We start from the raw sequence: 16,000 nt of genomic DNA on the forward strand, positions 1-16,000 counted from the left end.
CTCTACGACGGTGTTGTCATGACAACAAGATCCGGCGTACGGTGTTGTCATGACAACAGCATTGGTGACGGGCGGGAACAGGGGCATCGGCAAGGCGATCGCGGCCGGACTCGTCCGGCGGGGATTCACCGTCTACTCGGGAGCGCGTGACGTCGGCCGCGGTGCGGCCGCCGCCGCGGAGATCGGCGCGAAGTTCGTCCGGCTCGACGTGCTTTCCGACGAGGACGTCGAAAACGCGGTGGCGGCGATCGGGGAACTGGACGTACTGGTGAACAACGCCGGGATCAACGCGGGCGGGTACGGGAAGCCGTCGGACGAGACCGCGGAGACACTGCGGCGGGTCTACGAGACCAACGTGTTCGCGGTCGTCCGCGTGACGAACGCGTTCCTGCCGCTGCTGCGGCGGTCACCCGCGGGCCGGATCGTCAACGTGACCAGCAAACGCGGCTCGATCGGCGAAGACGGGGCCTGGGCCGGGCAGCCGTCCATGTCCTACTCCGGCTCGAAGACCGCCCTCAACGCGCTGACCGCGCACTACGCGCGGGAACTCGCGGACACGAAGATCAAGGTGAACGGCGCCGCACCCGGCCACGTCGCCACGGATTTCAACGGCTTTCGCGGGAGCCGCACTCCCGAAGAAGGCGCCGAAGTGGCCATCCGGCTGGCCACTGTGGACGAAAACGGGCCAACCGGCGCCGTCTTCGAAGACGAGCGCCGGTTGGCCTGGTGATACTTGCACTTTCGGGGTTTCCGAGTGGCGGATCAGACGCGGGTCACCGTCAGCGCGTTGCCCGCCTCGATGTCCGGGATGTCGACCCGGACCGTGTCGCCGTCACGGACTTCGCCCGACAGCAGTTCCTTCGCGAGCTTGTCGCCGATCGCCGACTGGACCAGCCGCCGCAGCGGGCGGGCGCCGTAGATCGGGTCGAAGCCGTTGAGGGCGAGCCACTCGCGGGCGCCGTCGGTGACCTCCAGGTGCAGCCGGCGCTGGGCCAGCCGCGCGGCCAGCCGGGCCACCTGGATGTCCACAATGGACGTCAGTTGCTCGGTGCCGAGCGAGTGGAACACGACGATGTCGTCGAGCCGGTTGAGGAACTCCGGCTTGAACTGCCGCTGCACCACGTCCAGCACCGCGTCCCGCCGCTGGCGCTCGTCCAGGTTCGGGTCGGCGATGGCCTGCGAGCCGAGGTTCGAGGTCAGGATCAGGATGGTGTTCCGGAAGTCGACCGTCCGGCCCTGGCCGTCGGTCAGCCGCCCGTCGTCGAGGACCTGCAGCAGCACGTCGAAGACGTCCGGGTGGGCCTTCTCGACCTCGTCGAGCAGCACCACCGAGTACGGCCGGCGCCGGACGGCTTCGGTCAGCTGCCCGCCCTGGTCGTACCCGACGTACCCCGGCGGGGCGCCGACCAGGCGCGCCACCGAGTGCTTCTCGGCGTACTCGCTCATGTCGATCCGCTGGATCGCCCGCTCGTCGTCGAAGAGGAACTCCGCCAGCGCCTTGGCCAGCTCGGTCTTGCCGACGCCGGTCGGGCCGAGGAACAGGAACGACCCGGTCGGCCGGTCCGGGTCGGCGACGCCGGCCCGGGCGCGGCGCACCGCGTCCGCCACGACCTGCACGGCTTCGGGCTGCCCGATGACCCGCCGGCCCAGCTCCTCTTCCATCCGGAGCAGCTTGCCGGTCTCGCCCTCGAGAAGCCGTCCCGCCGGGATGCCGGTCCACGCGGCCACGACGTCCGCGACGTCGTCGGCGCCGACCTCTTCCTTGAGCATCACGTTCTGCTGGCTCGCCTCGTTCGCGGCCGTCGCGGCCTCGAACTCCTTCTCCAGCGCCGGGATCCGGCCGTAGCGCAGCTCGGCGGCCTTGCCAAGGTCACCGTCGCGCTCGGCGCGCTCGGACTCGCCGCGCAGCTGCTCCAGCTGCTCCTTGAGCTCGCGGACCTTCTCGATGGAGCCCTTCTCGTTCTGCCAGCGCGCGGTCAACGCGGTCAGCGTCTCGCGCTTCTCGGCCAGCTCGGCGCGCAACGCGCTGAGCCGGTCCTTCGAAGCCGCGTCGCTCTCCTTGGCGAGCGCCATCTCCTCGATCTCCAGGCGGCGCACGGCGCGTTCGACCTCGTCGATCTCCACCGGCCGCGAGTCGATCTCCATGCGCAGCTTGGACGCGGCCTCGTCGACCAGGTCGATGGCCTTGTCCGGCAGGAAGCGCGCGGTGATGTAGCGATCGGACAGCGTCGCCGCGGCGACCAGCGCGGCGTCCGTGATCCGGACGCCGTGGTGCACCTCGTAGCGCTCCTTCAGCCCGCGAAGGATCGCGATGGTGTCCTCCGGCGACGGCTCGCCGACCAGCACCTGCTGGAAGCGCCGCTCCAGGGCGGCGTCCTTCTCGATGTGCTGGCGGTACTCGTCGAGCGTGGTCGCGCCGACCATCCGCAGCTCACCGCGGGCGAGCATCGGCTTGATCATGTTGCCCGCGTCCATCGCGCCTTCGCCGGTCGCGCCCGCGCCGACGATGGTGTGCAGCTCGTCGATGAAGGTGACGACCTCGCCCGCGGAGTCGGTGATCTCCTTGAGCACGGCCTTCAGCCGCTCCTCGAACTCGCCGCGGAACTTCGCGCCGGCCACCATCGACCCGAGGTCGAGGGCGATGACGCGCTTGCCGCGCAGCGACTCGGGGACGTCGCCGGCGATGATGCGCTGGGCCAGGCCTTCGACGATCGCCGTCTTGCCGACGCCCGGCTCGCCGATCAGGACCGGGTTGTTCTTCGTGCGCCGCGACAGCACCTGCACGACCCGGCGGATCTCGGTGTCCCGGCCGATGACCGGGTCGAGCTCGCCGGCGCGGGCGCGCGCGGTCAGGTCGACGCCGTACTTCTCCAGCGCCTTGAACGTGCTCTCCGGGTCCGCGCTGGTGATCCGGGCGGAGCCGCGAACCTTGGCGAACGCCTCACGCAGCGCGTCCGGGGTGGCGCCGTGCCGCTTGAGCAGGTCGGCCACCTGGCCGCCCTCGGTGGCCAGCCCGACCAGCAGGTGCTCGGTCGAGACGTACTCGTCGCCCAGCTCGGTCGCCAGCTTCTGCGCGTGCGTCAGCGACTTCACGGCGAAGGTGTCGAACTGCGGGCTCGACACGGTCGCGCCGGTCGCCGACGGCAGCGCCGCGGTGATCGGCTCGAGCTCCTTGTGCACCACCCCCGGGTCGGCCCCGACCGCGGTCAGCAGCGGTGCGGTCAGCCCCTCACCCTGCGCCAGCAGGGCGCCCAGCAGGTGGGCGGCCGACACGTGCGGGTTGCCGGCCATGGTGGCCGCCTGCGCCGCGGACGAGATCGCCTGCTGGGTCTTCGTGGTCGGGTTGAAAGCGTCCATCCCTCACCTCATGCTCGATTACAAGAAAGTCCTGGTGACAGGCCTGACCGAAGCCCGTCAATTTCTACAACGCACGAAGACTTGAGTCTGTTCCGCTCAACTTTGGCCGGGTGCGACCGCGTCCGCCGGCAACCGGGGCGCGAGCGTCCCGAGCCCGGCGACGGCGAGCCCGGCGCACACCCCGACCAGCACCCAGGGTAACCAGTCGGCGACCGAGAACAAGGCCACCACAGCGGGCGCGAGGACCTGCGCCATGGTGAACGCGTACTGGTACGCAGCGAGATAACGTCCACGGGCGTCCGGAGGTGCCGCGGCCTCGGCCAGCGCCCCCGAGCGCGGCCCGAAGACCAGGTCGCCGGCGGCGAACACCAGCGTCGAGACCAGCAGGTAGACCACCCGCCAGCCCTCGGGGACGAGCAGCACGCCCAGGCTGACCAGGCACCACGCGGAGAACAACGCCGAGCCGGCCCGCATCGCGCCGATCCGGGTCAGCTTCGCCGTGAGCCGCAGCGCGAGCGTGCCGCCGACGCTGGTCAGCACGGTGAGCAGGGCGAGGATCGCGCCCGGCAGCCAGGCCGGCCCGTGCAGCCGGTCGAGGACGAACACCGGCGTGCCGATCAGGAAGAAGTCGAGCGAGAGCCCGAACAGGCCGCTGAACAGGATCAACGCGAGGTACGGCCGGTTGCGCAGCACCCGTGCGGGCCGCTCGCAGTCCTTCTGGCGCGGTCGCACGAGCCGGACGCAGAAGCCGAGGATGCCGGCGGCGACGACGAACGTGCCGACGTCCAGCAGGAGCGCGACCCGGTACCCGGCCAGCCCCTGCCAGGTCAGCAGCACTCCCGCCACCAGCCCGCCGAGGCCGAAGCAGCCGGCCCGCACCATCCCCACCTCGGCGAACGGCCGATCCTTCGGGACGTCGCCCGCGACGTCGGCGATGAGCACGAACAGGGAGCTGTAGAACAGCTGCTGCCCGGCGGCGAGCAGGACCGCGGCGAACACCACGGCCCCGGCGCCGTCGGCCACCAGGTACGCGCCGGCACCGGCGGCCTGCAGCAGCTGGGCGCAGATGACGACGACGCGCGGGCCGACGCGGTCCACCAGCCGTCCGGCCAGCGGCGGCACGACCAGGCCGCCGACCGTGCCGAGGGTGACCGCGGTGCCCGCGACGGCGAGCGGCACGCCGACCACCTGGGTCACGTAGACCAGGGCGAGCGGGAGAAACAGACCTGAGCCGAAGTTGTCGATCCCCAACGCGCACAGCAGTGCGACCCGGCTACGCGTCACCCATCGACGTTAGCTCTGGTCAGCACCGGGAAGTCAGGACCGAACGGAGACAATCGGTCACGCCGAATGCAACTGGCGGTGTGACCGATTGCCCGTCCGTCACTTGGTCGTGTCAGCGAGACACGCCACGCTGCCGAGCGCGCGGCGGAGGTCGGTGTTCATCTCCGCGAGCCGCCCGGTGAGGTCGGTGACGCGGGCGTCGTCCCAGCCGCCGAGGGCCTGCTCCATGAACTCGAGGTAGTTGGTCCGCCAGTTGGCGAGCTCCGCGCGGCCCTTCTCGGAGACGCTCACCAGCGTCGCCCGGCCGTCCTCGGGTGCGGGACGGCGGTCGATCAGCCCGGCGGCGGAGAGCTGGGTGATCTGCCTGCTGACGACGGACAGGTCGACGAACCGGCGTTTCGCCAGCTCGGACGGCCGCGCCTCGCCGTTCTTCGCCAGGTCCGACAGCAGCATCGCGGCCGCGGGGTGCAGCCCCGGCGCGTCCTGCCAGGCCTGCATGATCCACGCGTGCTGCAGCTGGGACGCGGTTTTCAGCTCACGCATGAGCTCGACCCGGACGTCGTCCTCGGTGTCGTCGAAACTCATCGGAGCCCTCCCGGTACTGCCTGTTAGTTGTGCAATACAAGTTTATTGCCGGACACTTGCGCAGGGCAAGCATCGGCCCGGTGAGGTCCCCCACGCCCGCACCGGCGGCAGTACACCCGGTCGGAGCAACAATGCGGGCAAAAGGGCGCCCGGCCGCTACTCTGCGGACGGGCCGCGCACGAAGCGTGCGCGGAGTGGCTTGGCGGAAGCGATGGACACCGGGAGGCGGCTGTGCGCGGAACTGCCGTCGCCGTGCCCGGACCGGCGGTGACCGACCGGGTGCCGCCCACCCTCCGTCCCCGACCGGCGAACCCCGGCCCATGACAGCCGACTCGGTCAGCCCGCTCCCCCGCTCCTCGACCTCGCGCGAGGCACCCCCGGCCGTCACCGCGATGGTCCAGCTCATCCGGGACAGCTGGGCCAGGTCCGAGCCGTACATCGCGGACATCTCCCAGTTCTTCTACGGGATGCTGTTCACCCTGGCGCCGACCACGCGTGACTTCTTCCCGATCAATATGGAGATCCAGCGCGGCCGGCTGGTGCGCGCGCTGGTGCACATCGTGCAGATGGTCGACCGGCCCGACGACCTGGCGCCGTTCCTGCGGCAGCTGGGGCGCGACCACCGGAAGTTCGGCGTGGCGCCCCGGCACTACGAAGCCGTCGGCACCGCGCTGCTGGCGTCGCTGAAGAACCACCTCGGCCGGGAGTGGACGCCCCAGGTCGAGCGGGCCTGGGCCGAGGCGTTCACCATCGCCGCGCGCGCCATGCAGGACGCCGCCGCGGCCGACCAGAACCCGCCGTCGTGGCACGCCACCGTCGTCGAGCACCGGCGGCTGACCTGGGACCTCGCCCTGGTGCGGCTCGTCCCGGACCAGCTGGTGCCCTACCACCCCGGCCAGTACATGAGCGTCGAAGTACCGCAGCGGCCGCGGCTGTGGCGCTACCTGTCACCGGCGAACGCGCCGCGCGAGGACGGCGGCATCGAGTTCCACGTCCGCGCCGTCGACGGAGGCTGGGTCTCACGCGCCATCGTCAGCCACACGCAGCCCGGCGACGTCTGGCGGCTCGGGCCGCCACTGGGCCGGCTGGCGGTCGACCGCGAGGCCGCGCGGAACGTGCTGATGATCGCCGGCGGCACCGGCATCGCGCCGCTGCGCTCGATCCTCGACCACCTCGCGCTGTGGGGCGAGAACCCCAAGGTGCGCCTCTTCTACGGCGGCGCGGCCCGCGAGGACCTCTACGACCTCGAAGAACTGCGTGCGCTCGCCTCCATCAACCCCTGGCTGAACGTGACGCCGGTGGTGGAACGCGGCGGCGACGTCCCCGGGTTCGAGCAGGGCACGCTCGCCGAGGCCGTCACGCGCTACGGCTCCTGGCCGGGGCACCACGTCCTCGTCTCCGGCTCGCCGGCGATGATCCGGGCGACCGTCTCGCGGATGCTCGTCGCGGGCAGCGCGCTGGACCAGATCCAGTACGACCCGTTCACGATCGACTAGCGCCCGACAATGGTGACGCACCCGTCCGATGAATGAGTCGGTTGCACTTCGGCAATTGTTACGGGTTTTCGTGAATCCTTCCGGGTGATCGTTTTTACGCAGTGCCAGGCCGGGTTGACCGCGCGTGGCGAAATTGCTCCGTTCGAGGGGAACGCGCGGAATCACGCGCATCTGCACGGGAATGCGCCTACAGTCGGGAACCCTCGGGGGCGGTACCGCTACAGCTGTGCCGCGTGGACGGCGCCACAAAGCCATGCACGACTGGAGAAAACCGTTCCCGATGACTGCTGAATCCGTGAAGATCCCCACCCTGCCCGTGTCCACCCCCGTTCCCGTTTCGGCTGGAGAGGGCCGAGAGATGGCCCGGCTGATCCGGGAAAGTTTTGCGGTGGTCGAGGCGAAAGCCGACGAACTCGCGCAGTACTTCTACGGTGCGTTGTTCGTGGTCGCGCCCGATTGCCGTGACCTGTTCCCGGTCTCCATGACGACCCAGCGCAGCAGGCTGCTGCGCGCGTTGGTGTACGTCGTGCAGATGGTCGACCGGCCGGACGAGCTCGTCACCTTCCTCGGCCAGCTGGGCCGCGACCACCGCAAGTTCGCGGTCGTCGCGCGCCACTACGACGCCGTCGGGATCGCCCTGCTCGCGGCGCTGAAGCGGTTCCTCAAGGACAAGTGGACGCCCGAGGTGGAGTCCGCGTGGTCCACGGCGTACGGGATCATCGCCAAGACCATGCGCGAGGCCGCCCAGGCCGAGACCGGGCCGGCGTCGTGGTCGGCGACCGTGCTCGAGCACCGGAAGCTCACCCGCGACGTCGCGCTGGTCAAGGTGCAGACCGAGGGCCTGCTCCCGTACCGCGCCGGCGGTTACGTCAGCGTGGAGGTGCCGCAACGACCGCGGTTGTGGCGGTACCTCTCGCCGGCGAACGCGCCCCGCGGCGACGGCCAGCTCACCTTCCACGTGCGGACCGTGCCGGGCGGCTGGGTCAGCGGCGCCATCGTCAACCACACCAAGCAGGGTGACGTCTGGCGGCTCGGGCCGTCGATGGGCGCGCTGAGCGTACGGCCGAGCACCACGAAGAAACGGCTGCTGATGATCGCCGGCGGCACCGGGCTCACGCCGTTGCTCGCCATCCTCGACGACCTCCAGCGGTGGAAGCGGAACCCGCCGGTGCACCTGTTCTTCGGCGGCCGCAGACCGGAAGATCTCTACGCGCTGGAAGATTTGCGACGGCTGAGCGCTACGTCGAAGTGGCTTACGGTAACCCCGGTTACCGAAGAGGGCGCTTTGTCCGGCGGCGACCGCGGCACGCTCGCCCACGCTGTGACCCAGCGCGGCACGTGGAAGAACCACGACGTGCTCGTTTCCGGATCTCCGCAGATGATCCAGGCGACGATTGCGAAACTGCTGACCAAGGGCGTCGATCTGGAACGAATATCGTACGACCCGTTCACGCTCGACTGATCGCTCGCTATCGTCGCCGATATGGAGACGACTATTCCGGTTTCGGGCGGCATCGGCGGTTACCTGGCGGAACCCAAGGGAGCGGGGCCGCACCCGGGCGTGGTGCTCATCCACGACGCGTTCGGGCTGAGCCAGGACACCCGCAACATCACCGACCGCTTCGCCGGCGAGGGCTTCCTGGCCCTCAGCCCCGACCTGTACTCGCGCGGCGGCATGCGCCGGTGCGTGCGGCGCGTGTTCTCGGACATGTTCGCGAACCGGGGCCAGGCGTTCGACGACATCGAGGCGTCCCGCGCGCTCCTGGCCGCGCGCCCGGACTGCAGCGGCCGGATCGGCATCGCCGGGTTCTGCATGGGTGGCGGCTTCGCGCTCGTGGCGGCGTCACGCGGCTTCCAGGCGTCCGCGCCCTACTACGGCCAGCTGCCGAAGAACCTGTCCGTGCTGGACGACGCCTGCCCGATCGTCGCGAGCTTCGGCCAGAAGGACTTCGGCCTGCGCGGCGCGGCCGCGAAACTCGAGACGACGCTCACCGAGCGTGAGGTCCCGCACGACGTCAAGGAGTACCCGGGCGCCAGTCACGGGTTCGCCAACAAGATCGACGTCGCGGCGCCGCTGAACCTGCTGCTCAAGGTCGTCGGCTTCACCTACCACCACGAAGCGTCCGAGGACGCGTGGCGCCGGGTGACGGACTTCTTCGGTGAACACTTGGACCGACCTTCGCGCTGAGCCGACCGGAGCAGGAAAACCGCCGAATGGCGGTAGTTCGTTGACCGTTGTGCCCGAATCAACTTATGGTCTAGACCACATCTCCCCCGGATGTGCTCGTTCGCCCTCCCTCCGGAACGACGTCGTTCCCCCTTCGAGGAGCCGAAATGACCTTGAAGCGCAAGTTCTTGGCGGCCGCCGCCGGTGCGATCCTCGCGCCGGTGCTGGTGGTCGTCCTCCCTGCCGCCTCAGCCAGTGCCCACGGTTACATCTCCGACCCACCCAGCAGGCAGGCCAACTGCGCGGCGGGGAAGGTGCCGAACTGCGGGCAGATCGTCTACGAACCCCAGAGCGTCGAGGGCCCGAAGGGCCTGCGCAGCTGCAACGGCGGGCTGTCCCAGTTCGCCGAGCTGGCCGACGAGTCGAAGCCGTGGCCGGCCAAGTCCGTCGGCACGACGGTGACGTTCAACTGGGTGTTCACCGCCCGGCACGCCACGTCGAGCTACGACTACTACATCGGCAACACGCGCGTCGCGACGTTCCCCGGCAACAACCAGCAGCCGCCGGCGACGCTGTCGCACACGGTGAACCTCTCGGGCTATTCAGGCCGGGTGAAGGTGCTGGCCATCTGGAACATCTCCGACACGTCCAACGCGTTCTACAGCTGCGTCGACCTCCAGATCGGTGGTGGCGGCACGACGACCCCGCCGCCCACCACCACGCCGCCCCCGACCACGACCCCGCCGCCCACCACGACCCCGCCCCCGACCACGACCCCGCCGGCCGGCGGAACGTGGGCCGCGGGCACGGCGTACAAGGCCGGTGACGTCGTCACGTACGGCGGCGCGAGCTACCGCTGCCTCCAGCCGCACACGGCGATCGCGGGCTGGGAGCCGCCGAACACCCCGGCCCTCTGGCAGCGCCAGTGAGGTTCCTGCTGGTCGCCGTCGCACTGCTGCTGGCCGGATGCGGCAGCGGCGCGACGGCGGCCGCCCCGGCGTACAACGCGGCCGACGTGATGTTCCTGCAGATGCTGATCCCCCAGAACCAGCAGGGCATCGAGATCGCCCGGCTGGCGCAGACGCGGCAGCTACCCGCGGAACTGAAGGTCCTGGCGGCGGCGATCGAGTCGACGCAGCAGACCGAGATCAACGACATGAAGAGCTGGCTGGGCAGCTGGAAGCAGCCGGAAACGATGGACATGAACCCGGCGGCCCACGCCGGCCACGGCGGCATGCAGATGACCGCCCCGGACCTGGTCGGCACGCTGAAGACCGCACCGGACACGGAGTTCGGCCGCAAGTTCCTGGACGTCCTGACGGGTCAGCAGCAAGGAGCCGTCGAGCTGGCCCAGACGGAGAACGGCACGAGCGGCGGCGTCAACGCCCAGGCCCGCGACCTGGCCCGCCGCGTCATCGAGTCGCGTAGCGCCGAAGTGAAGCAGCTGCTGAACTTCAAGCCCTGACGCGCCCGGGGCTTGAAAGCCGTGAAGGCCTCTCGGAGTCATGGAGTCGTTGCAACACCGCCCAGCGAAGGGTGGAACTGCGATGACACGGGTACGAACCCATCGGTGGCTACCACGCTCGGCGCAGCTGCTGTTCTGGCAGCAGATCCGGGCAGGCCTGACCGCGAAACCGGCCGCGCAAGCGGCCGGTTTCGCCCCCGCCACAGGCGGGCGGCTGTTCCGCCAAGCTGGCGGGGTGATCAGCAACGCACCCCACCAGCCCGGGCCGGTCCGGCTGACCATCGCCGAGCGGGAAGAGATCGCCTGTCTGAAAGCCGCAGGTCACGGCCCACGCGCCATCGGCAGAACGATCGACCGGCCGGCCTCGACAGTGTCACGGGAGCTGGCCCGCAACACCGGCCTGACCGGCCACTACCGGGCCAGCAGTGCCCAGCACGCGGCCGAGGAACGCGCGAAACGACCCAAACCGGCGAAGCTGCGCGCCGATCCGGCGTTGCGGGCGGCGGTGCAGGACGGGCTGACCCGGAAGTGGTCGCCGCGGCAGATCTCCGAGAGACTGGTGCTGGACTTTCCCGACCGGCCGGAGATGCGGGTGTCGCACGAGACGATCTATCAGTCGCTGTATGTGCAGGGCCGGGGCGCGTTGCGCCGGGAACTGACCGCGGCACTGCGGACCGGGCGGGCGTTGCGGATGCCGCGGCGGCAGGCCCAGACCCGGCGGGAACGCCCGTCGGGCGGGATCCAGGACATGGTCAACATTTCCGAGCGGCTAGGCCGAGGCCGCCGACCGTGCGGTGCCGGGGCATTGGGAAGGCGACCTGATCCTGGGCCAGGACAATCGGTCCGCGATCGGGACGCTGGTGGAACGCTCGACCCGGTTCGTGATGCTGCTGCACCTGCCCCACGGGCGGGACGCAGCCACCGTCGCCGCGGCGATGACCGAGATGATCCAGACGTTGCCGCCGCTGCTGCTGGGCTCGCTGACCTGGGATCAGGGCAAAGAAATGGCCCATCACCGGAAGATCACCCTGGACACGGGGTTGCAGATCTACTTCTGCGATCCGCATTCGCCCTGGCAGCGCGGCAGCAACGAGAACACCAACGGTCTGCTCCGGCAGTACTTTCCCAAAGGCACCGACCTGTCCCAGCACAGCGCGGATGATCTGGTGCGGGTGGCGGAGGAGCTGAACGGGCGGCCTCGGGAGACCCTCGGCTGGCGGACACCAACCGAGGCCCTCACGAAGCTACTGTCAGATCAACAAACACCAGGTGTTGCAACCACTGCGTGAATCCGCCCCTCCTTACCGGCTTTAAGAGCCGGTAAGGAGGCCTTCACGGACCTTGCGGACTAACGGCGCTTGGGGCGCCAGACCACCATCGCGGTCTGCTGGTTCATCGGGACCAGGTCCCGGCGGTAGGAAGCGTGCGCCGCCGCCGCGGCCTGCTCCCCGGCGGCGTACGCCGCGGCCAGTTCCTCGGTGATCTCCGACAGCCTCGCCCGCAGCGCGTCGACCTGGTTCTCCAGCTCGATGATGCGCTTGATGCCGGCCAGGTTCACGCCGTCTTCCTGCGACAGCCGCTGGACCTCGCGCAGCAGCGCGATGTCCCGCATCGAGTAGCGGCGCCCGCCACCGGAGGTGCGGCCCGGCGACACCAGGCCCTGCCGGTCGTAGGTGCGCAACGTCTGCGCGTGCATCCCCGCCAGCTGGGCCGCCACCGAGATGACGAACACCGGGGTCTCTTCGTCCCCCTCCGGGGGAATCCCGCCGAACATCCCACTCACCTGCCTTCGAGCAGCTCAGTGATCTCCGGCCGGGGGTCGTGCCCGGCCATCGCCTCGGCGTACGACTGCAGAGCCTCGCGCGCCTTGTCGTCCAGTTTGGCGGGAATCGCCGCTTGCAGGGTGACGAGCAGGTCACCTTGCGCACCGTCGCGCTTCGCGATGCCCTTGCCGCGCACGCGCAGCACCCGCCCGCTCGCCGTGCCCGGGGGCACCTTGAGCGAGACCTTGCCCTCGAGGGTCGGCACCGTGATCGTGGTGCCGAGCGTGAGCTCGGTGAAGTCCACCGGCACCGCGATCGTCAGGTCGAGCGCCTTGCGCCCGAACAACGCGTGCGGAGCCACGTGCACCCGGACGTACAGATCGCCCGCCTGCGCGCCACCCCGGCCCGGCTCACCCTGACCGGCCAGCCGGATGCGCTGGTCGTCGTCGACGCCCGGCGGGATCCGGACGGTCAGCGTGCGGGTCCGCGTGCTGATGCCTTCGCCGCCGCACTCGGGGCACGGATCGTCGATGATCTGCCCGCGGCCGCGGCAGTCGCGGCACGGCTCCGAGAACGCGAACGCGCCCTGGCTCCGGCTGACCAGGCCCGACCCACTGCAGGTCGGGCAGGTCCGCGGCGACGTGCCCGGCTTCGCGCCGTTGCCGCCGCACGTCGAACACGTCGCCGGGCTCGACAGCCGCAGCGGCAGGGTCGCGCCCTTGACCGCCTCGGTGAAGTCGATCCGGACGTCCGTCTCGACGTCGGCACCGCGTTGCGGCCGGTTCGCCGTCGCGCCGGCCGAAGACCGGCCGCGGCCGAACAGCCCGCCGAGGATGTCGCCGAGCCCGCCCATCCCGCCCTGCTGGCCCGCACCCGCGCCGGCCTGGCCGAAGATGTCGCCCATGTCGAAGCCGCCGGAACCGCCGCCGGTGGGGAAGTTGAACCCGCCACCACCCGAGCCGCCGAACAGGCGCCGCGCCTCGTCGTACTCCTTGCGCTTGCTCGCGTCGGAGAGCACGCCGTAGGCCTCGGAGACCGACTTGAACTTCTGCTCCGCCTGCGCGTTGCCGGCGTTCGCGTCCGGGTGGTTCTCCTTGGCCAGCTTGCGGTAGGCCTTCTTGATCTCGTCCGCCGTGGCGTCGGAGGAGACGCCCAGTTCCCGGTAGAAGTCCTTACCGATCCATTCCCGAGCACTCATCGGGCGCCTCCTCCTTCCGCTGGAACCGGATACTGCTTACTGCTGCTGCTCATCGAGTCCGCTGTCGAGCGGCAGCTCGCCACCGACCGGCGGGTCCACCGGGGCCGCGCCGGGCTCGTGGTCGGTCACGCCGACCAGCGCCGCCCGCAGCACGCGGTCGCCGAAGCGGTAGCCGCGGCGCATGACCACGGTGACCGTCGGGCCCGCCACGTCCGGCGAGGTGTTGTGCTGCACGGCTTCGTGCACGCTCGGGTCGAAGGGCTCGCCCTCGCTGCCGAACGACTCGAGCCCCGCGCGCTGCAGACCGCTGATCAGCTTGTCGCCGACGGCCTTGAACGCCCCGGTGAGGTCACCGTGCTGGTCGGCCCGCTCGAGGTCGTCGAGCAGCGGCAGCAGGTCGTTGACCACCGTCGCCTTCGCGCCGATCACGACCGCTTCGCGGTCACGCTCGACGCGCTTGCGGTAGTTGGCGTACTCGGCCTGCAGCCGCTGGAGGTCGGCGGTGCGCTCGGAAAGCTCCTTCTCGACGTCGGAGACCACGGCCACCGAATCGTCCATGATGGACTCGCCGAGCGAGGGGCCCGCGTGTTCCACGGGCGCCTCGGGCTCCGGCGCCGCGTGGGCCGGACCGGGCGGGCGAACCTGCCCGGTCTGCGGGTCCACGCGACGTCGATCACGCACGACCACCGGCTCCTCGGGGCCGCGGCCCTGGTTCTCGGATTCGTCGTAGCTGTGGGTCACTTCTTCTCGTCCTCTTCGACGATCTCGGCGTCCACCACGTCGTCGGCCTTGTCCTGAGCACCGGCCGCGCCGGTGTCACCGGCGGCACCCGAAGCTCCGGCCGCACCGGCCGCGGCGTCGGCGTTCGCGTTGGCGTACAGGGCGGTGCCCAGCTCCTGCGAAGCGGTGTTCAGCTTCTCGATCGACTCGCGGATCTTCGCCGAGTCGGTGCCCTTCAAGGCTTCGTTCGACTCGTCGATCGCGGACTTGACCTTGCCCTTGAGGTCCTCGGGCAGCTTGTCGTCGTTGTCCTTGAGGAACTTCTCGGTCTGGTAGACCAGCGTCTCCGCCTGGTTGCGGGTCTCGGCCTCTTCGCGACGGGTCTTGTCCTCCTCGGCGTGCGCCTCGGCGTCCTTGACCATCCGCTCGATGTCGTCCTTCGGCAGCGCGGAGCCACCGGTGATCGTCATCGACTGCTCCTTGTTCGTGCCCAGGTCCTTGGCCAGGACGTGCACGATGCCGTTCGCGTCGATGTCGAAGGTGACCTCGATCTGCGGCACGCCACGCGGGGCCGGCGGGAGACCGGTCAGCTCGAACATGCCGAGCTTCTTGTTGTGCGCCGCGATCTCGCGCTCACCCTGGAACACCTGGATCTGCACCGACGGCTGGTTGTCGTCCGCGGTGGAGAAGATCTCCGAGCGCTTGGTCGGGATCGTGGTGTTGCGCTCGATGAGCTTGGTGAACACGCCACCCTTGGTCTCGATGCCCAGCGACAGCGGGGTCACGTCCAGCAGCAGGACGTCCTTGACCTCACCCTTGAGCACACCGGCCTGCAGCGCCGCGCCGACCGCGACGACCTCGTCCGGGTTCACGCCCTTGTTCGGCTCGCGGCCGCCGGTCAGCTCCTTGACCAGGTCCGACACGGCCGGCATGCGGGTGGAACCACCCACGAGCACGACGTGGTCGATGTCGCCGACGGCGATGCCGGCGTCGCGGATCACGTTGTTGAACGGGTTGCGGGTGCGCTCGAGCAGGTCCGAGGTGATCTTCTGGAACTCGGCGCGGGAAAGCTGCTCGTCGAGGAACAGCGGGTTCTTGTCGGCGTCGACCGTGATGTAGGGCAGGTTGATGCCGGCCGAGTTCGAGCTGGACAGCTCGATCTTCGCCTTCTCCGAAGCCTCACGGATGCGCTGCAGCGCCATCTTGTCCTTGGTGAGGTCGATGCCGTTCGTGGCCTTGAACTTGTCGACCAGCCACTTGACGATGCGCTCGTCCCAGTCGTCGCCACCGAGGTGGTTGTCACCGGAGGTCGCGCGGACCTCGACGACGCCCTCGCCGATCTCCAGCAGCGAGACGTCGAACGTGCCGCCACCGAGGTCGAAGACCAGGATGGTCTGTTCCTTCTCGCCCTTGTCCAGGCCGTACGCCAGCGCGGCGGCGGTCGGCTCGTTGACGATGCGGAGCACGTTCAGGCCGGCGATCTGGCCGGCTTCCTTGGTGGCCTGCCGCTGCGCGTCCTCGAAGTACGCGGGGACGGTGATCACCGCGTCGGTGATCGTCTCGCCCAGGTACGCCTCGGCGTCGCGCTTGAGCTTCATCAGCACTCGCGCGCTGATCTCCTGCGACGTGTAGTTCTTGCCGTCGATCTCGGTCTTCCAGTCGGTACCGACGTGCCGCTTCACGGACCGGATGGTCCGGTCGACGTTCGTGACCGCCTGGTTCTTCGCCGGCTGACCGGTCAGCACTTCGCCGTTCTTGGCGAAGGCGACGATCGACGGGGTGGTCCGGGAGCCTTCCGAGTTGGCGATGACCGTCGGCTCGCCGCCCTCCAGGACGGCGACGACCGAGTTGGTCGTGCCGAGGTCGATGCCGACCGCTCGCGCCATGGTGCTTCCTCCTGTGTATGCCTGCTATGGTTCGTGACCTGCAAATTCGTCCTCGCCTTGAGCGAGGTACTGGCAAGTT

13 protein-coding genes and 1 pseudogene are annotated in these 16,000 nt (G+C 69.7%); 7 read left to right on the forward strand and 7 right to left on the reverse strand.

What is annotated here, in order from left to right; translation table 11 throughout:
* The first annotated feature begins 49 nt into the window (after nt 1-49).
* Nucleotides 50-730 carry an SDR family NAD(P)-dependent oxidoreductase gene (locus OG439_RS37250; protein WP_326945254.1) on the forward strand — a complete coding sequence of 227 codons (681 nt, stop codon included), beginning with the start codon at nt 50-52 and terminating at the stop codon, nt 728-730.
* A 32-nt stretch (nt 731-762) separates the two neighbouring features.
* On the opposite strand, the gene clpB is transcribed toward OG439_RS37250, so the two are convergent.
* The 3 genes from clpB to OG439_RS37265 all read right to left on the reverse strand — a co-directional run bounded on the left by clpB (nt 763) and on the right by OG439_RS37265 (nt 5,226).
* On the reverse strand, nt 763-3,357 hold the full coding sequence (gene clpB, locus OG439_RS37255; protein ID WP_247059351.1) for an ATP-dependent chaperone ClpB: 2,595 nt from the start codon (nt 3,355-3,357) through the stop codon (nt 763-765).
* A 96-nt stretch (nt 3,358-3,453) separates the two neighbouring features.
* Complete coding sequence (locus OG439_RS37260) at nt 3,454-4,641, reverse strand: MFS transporter (protein WP_326945255.1); 1,188 nt, start codon at nt 4,639-4,641, stop codon at nt 3,454-3,456.
* 99 nt (nt 4,642-4,740) lie between these two features.
* Nucleotides 4,741-5,226, reverse strand: coding sequence for a MarR family winged helix-turn-helix transcriptional regulator (locus tag OG439_RS37265; protein WP_326945256.1), 486 nt, complete (start codon nt 5,224-5,226; stop codon nt 4,741-4,743).
* 320 nt (nt 5,227-5,546) lie between these two features.
* Between OG439_RS37265 and OG439_RS37270 the strand changes: the two genes are divergently transcribed.
* The 6 genes and pseudogenes from OG439_RS37270 (at nt 5,547) to OG439_RS37295 (ending at nt 11,643) form a co-directional block, all read left to right on the forward strand.
* Nucleotides 5,547-6,722, forward strand: coding sequence for a globin domain-containing protein (locus OG439_RS37270; protein ID WP_247059354.1), 1,176 nt, complete (start codon nt 5,547-5,549; stop codon nt 6,720-6,722).
* 358 nt (nt 6,723-7,080) lie between these two features.
* Nucleotides 7,081-8,184, forward strand: a complete 1,104-nt coding sequence (locus OG439_RS37275) for a globin domain-containing protein (protein ID WP_247059355.1) — start codon at nt 7,081-7,083, stop codon at nt 8,182-8,184.
* Nucleotides 8,185-8,205: 21 nt separating this feature from the next.
* Nucleotides 8,206-8,910, forward strand: a complete 705-nt coding sequence (locus OG439_RS37280) for a dienelactone hydrolase family protein (RefSeq protein ID WP_326945257.1) — start codon at nt 8,206-8,208, stop codon at nt 8,908-8,910.
* Nucleotides 8,911-9,056: 146 nt separating this feature from the next.
* Nucleotides 9,057-9,818 (forward strand): lytic polysaccharide monooxygenase, encoded by a 762-nt coding sequence (locus OG439_RS37285; protein ID WP_326945258.1) that lies wholly within the window; start codon nt 9,057-9,059, stop codon nt 9,816-9,818.
* Nucleotides 9,815-10,354 (forward strand): DUF305 domain-containing protein, encoded by a 540-nt coding sequence (locus OG439_RS37290; protein WP_326945259.1) that lies wholly within the window; start codon nt 9,815-9,817, stop codon nt 10,352-10,354. Before OG439_RS37285 ends, OG439_RS37290 begins: the two co-directional genes overlap by 4 nt.
* An 82-nt stretch (nt 10,355-10,436) precedes the next feature.
* A pseudogene (locus OG439_RS37295) lies at nt 10,437-11,643 on the forward strand (IS30 family transposase).
* 59 nt (nt 11,644-11,702) lie between these two features.
* Here the strand turns inward: OG439_RS37295 and OG439_RS37300 are convergent.
* The 4 genes from OG439_RS37300 to dnaK are packed head-to-tail and all read right to left on the reverse strand — an operon-like array spanning nt 11,703 to nt 15,921.
* On the reverse strand, nt 11,703-12,128 hold the full coding sequence (locus OG439_RS37300; protein ID WP_247059360.1) for a heat shock protein transcriptional repressor HspR: 426 nt from the start codon (nt 12,126-12,128) through the stop codon (nt 11,703-11,705).
* 5 nt (nt 12,129-12,133) lie between these two features.
* Nucleotides 12,134-13,315, reverse strand: a complete 1,182-nt coding sequence (dnaJ, locus tag OG439_RS37305) for a molecular chaperone DnaJ (RefSeq protein WP_326945260.1) — start codon at nt 13,313-13,315, stop codon at nt 12,134-12,136.
* A gap of 36 nt (nt 13,316-13,351) precedes the next feature.
* Nucleotides 13,352-14,056 (reverse strand): nucleotide exchange factor GrpE, encoded by a 705-nt coding sequence (grpE, locus tag OG439_RS37310; protein WP_326945261.1) that lies wholly within the window; start codon nt 14,054-14,056, stop codon nt 13,352-13,354.
* Entirely contained in the window at nt 14,053-15,921 is a 1,869-nt protein-coding gene (dnaK, locus tag OG439_RS37315; RefSeq protein ID WP_326945262.1) for a molecular chaperone DnaK, read from the reverse strand. Before dnaK ends, grpE begins: the two co-directional genes overlap by 4 nt.
* Nucleotides 15,922-16,000: the final 79 nt, after the last annotated feature.

It is taken from the genome of Amycolatopsis sp. NBC_01307 (assembly GCF_035975215.1).
Lineage (GTDB): Bacteria > Actinomycetota > Actinomycetes > Mycobacteriales > Pseudonocardiaceae > Amycolatopsis.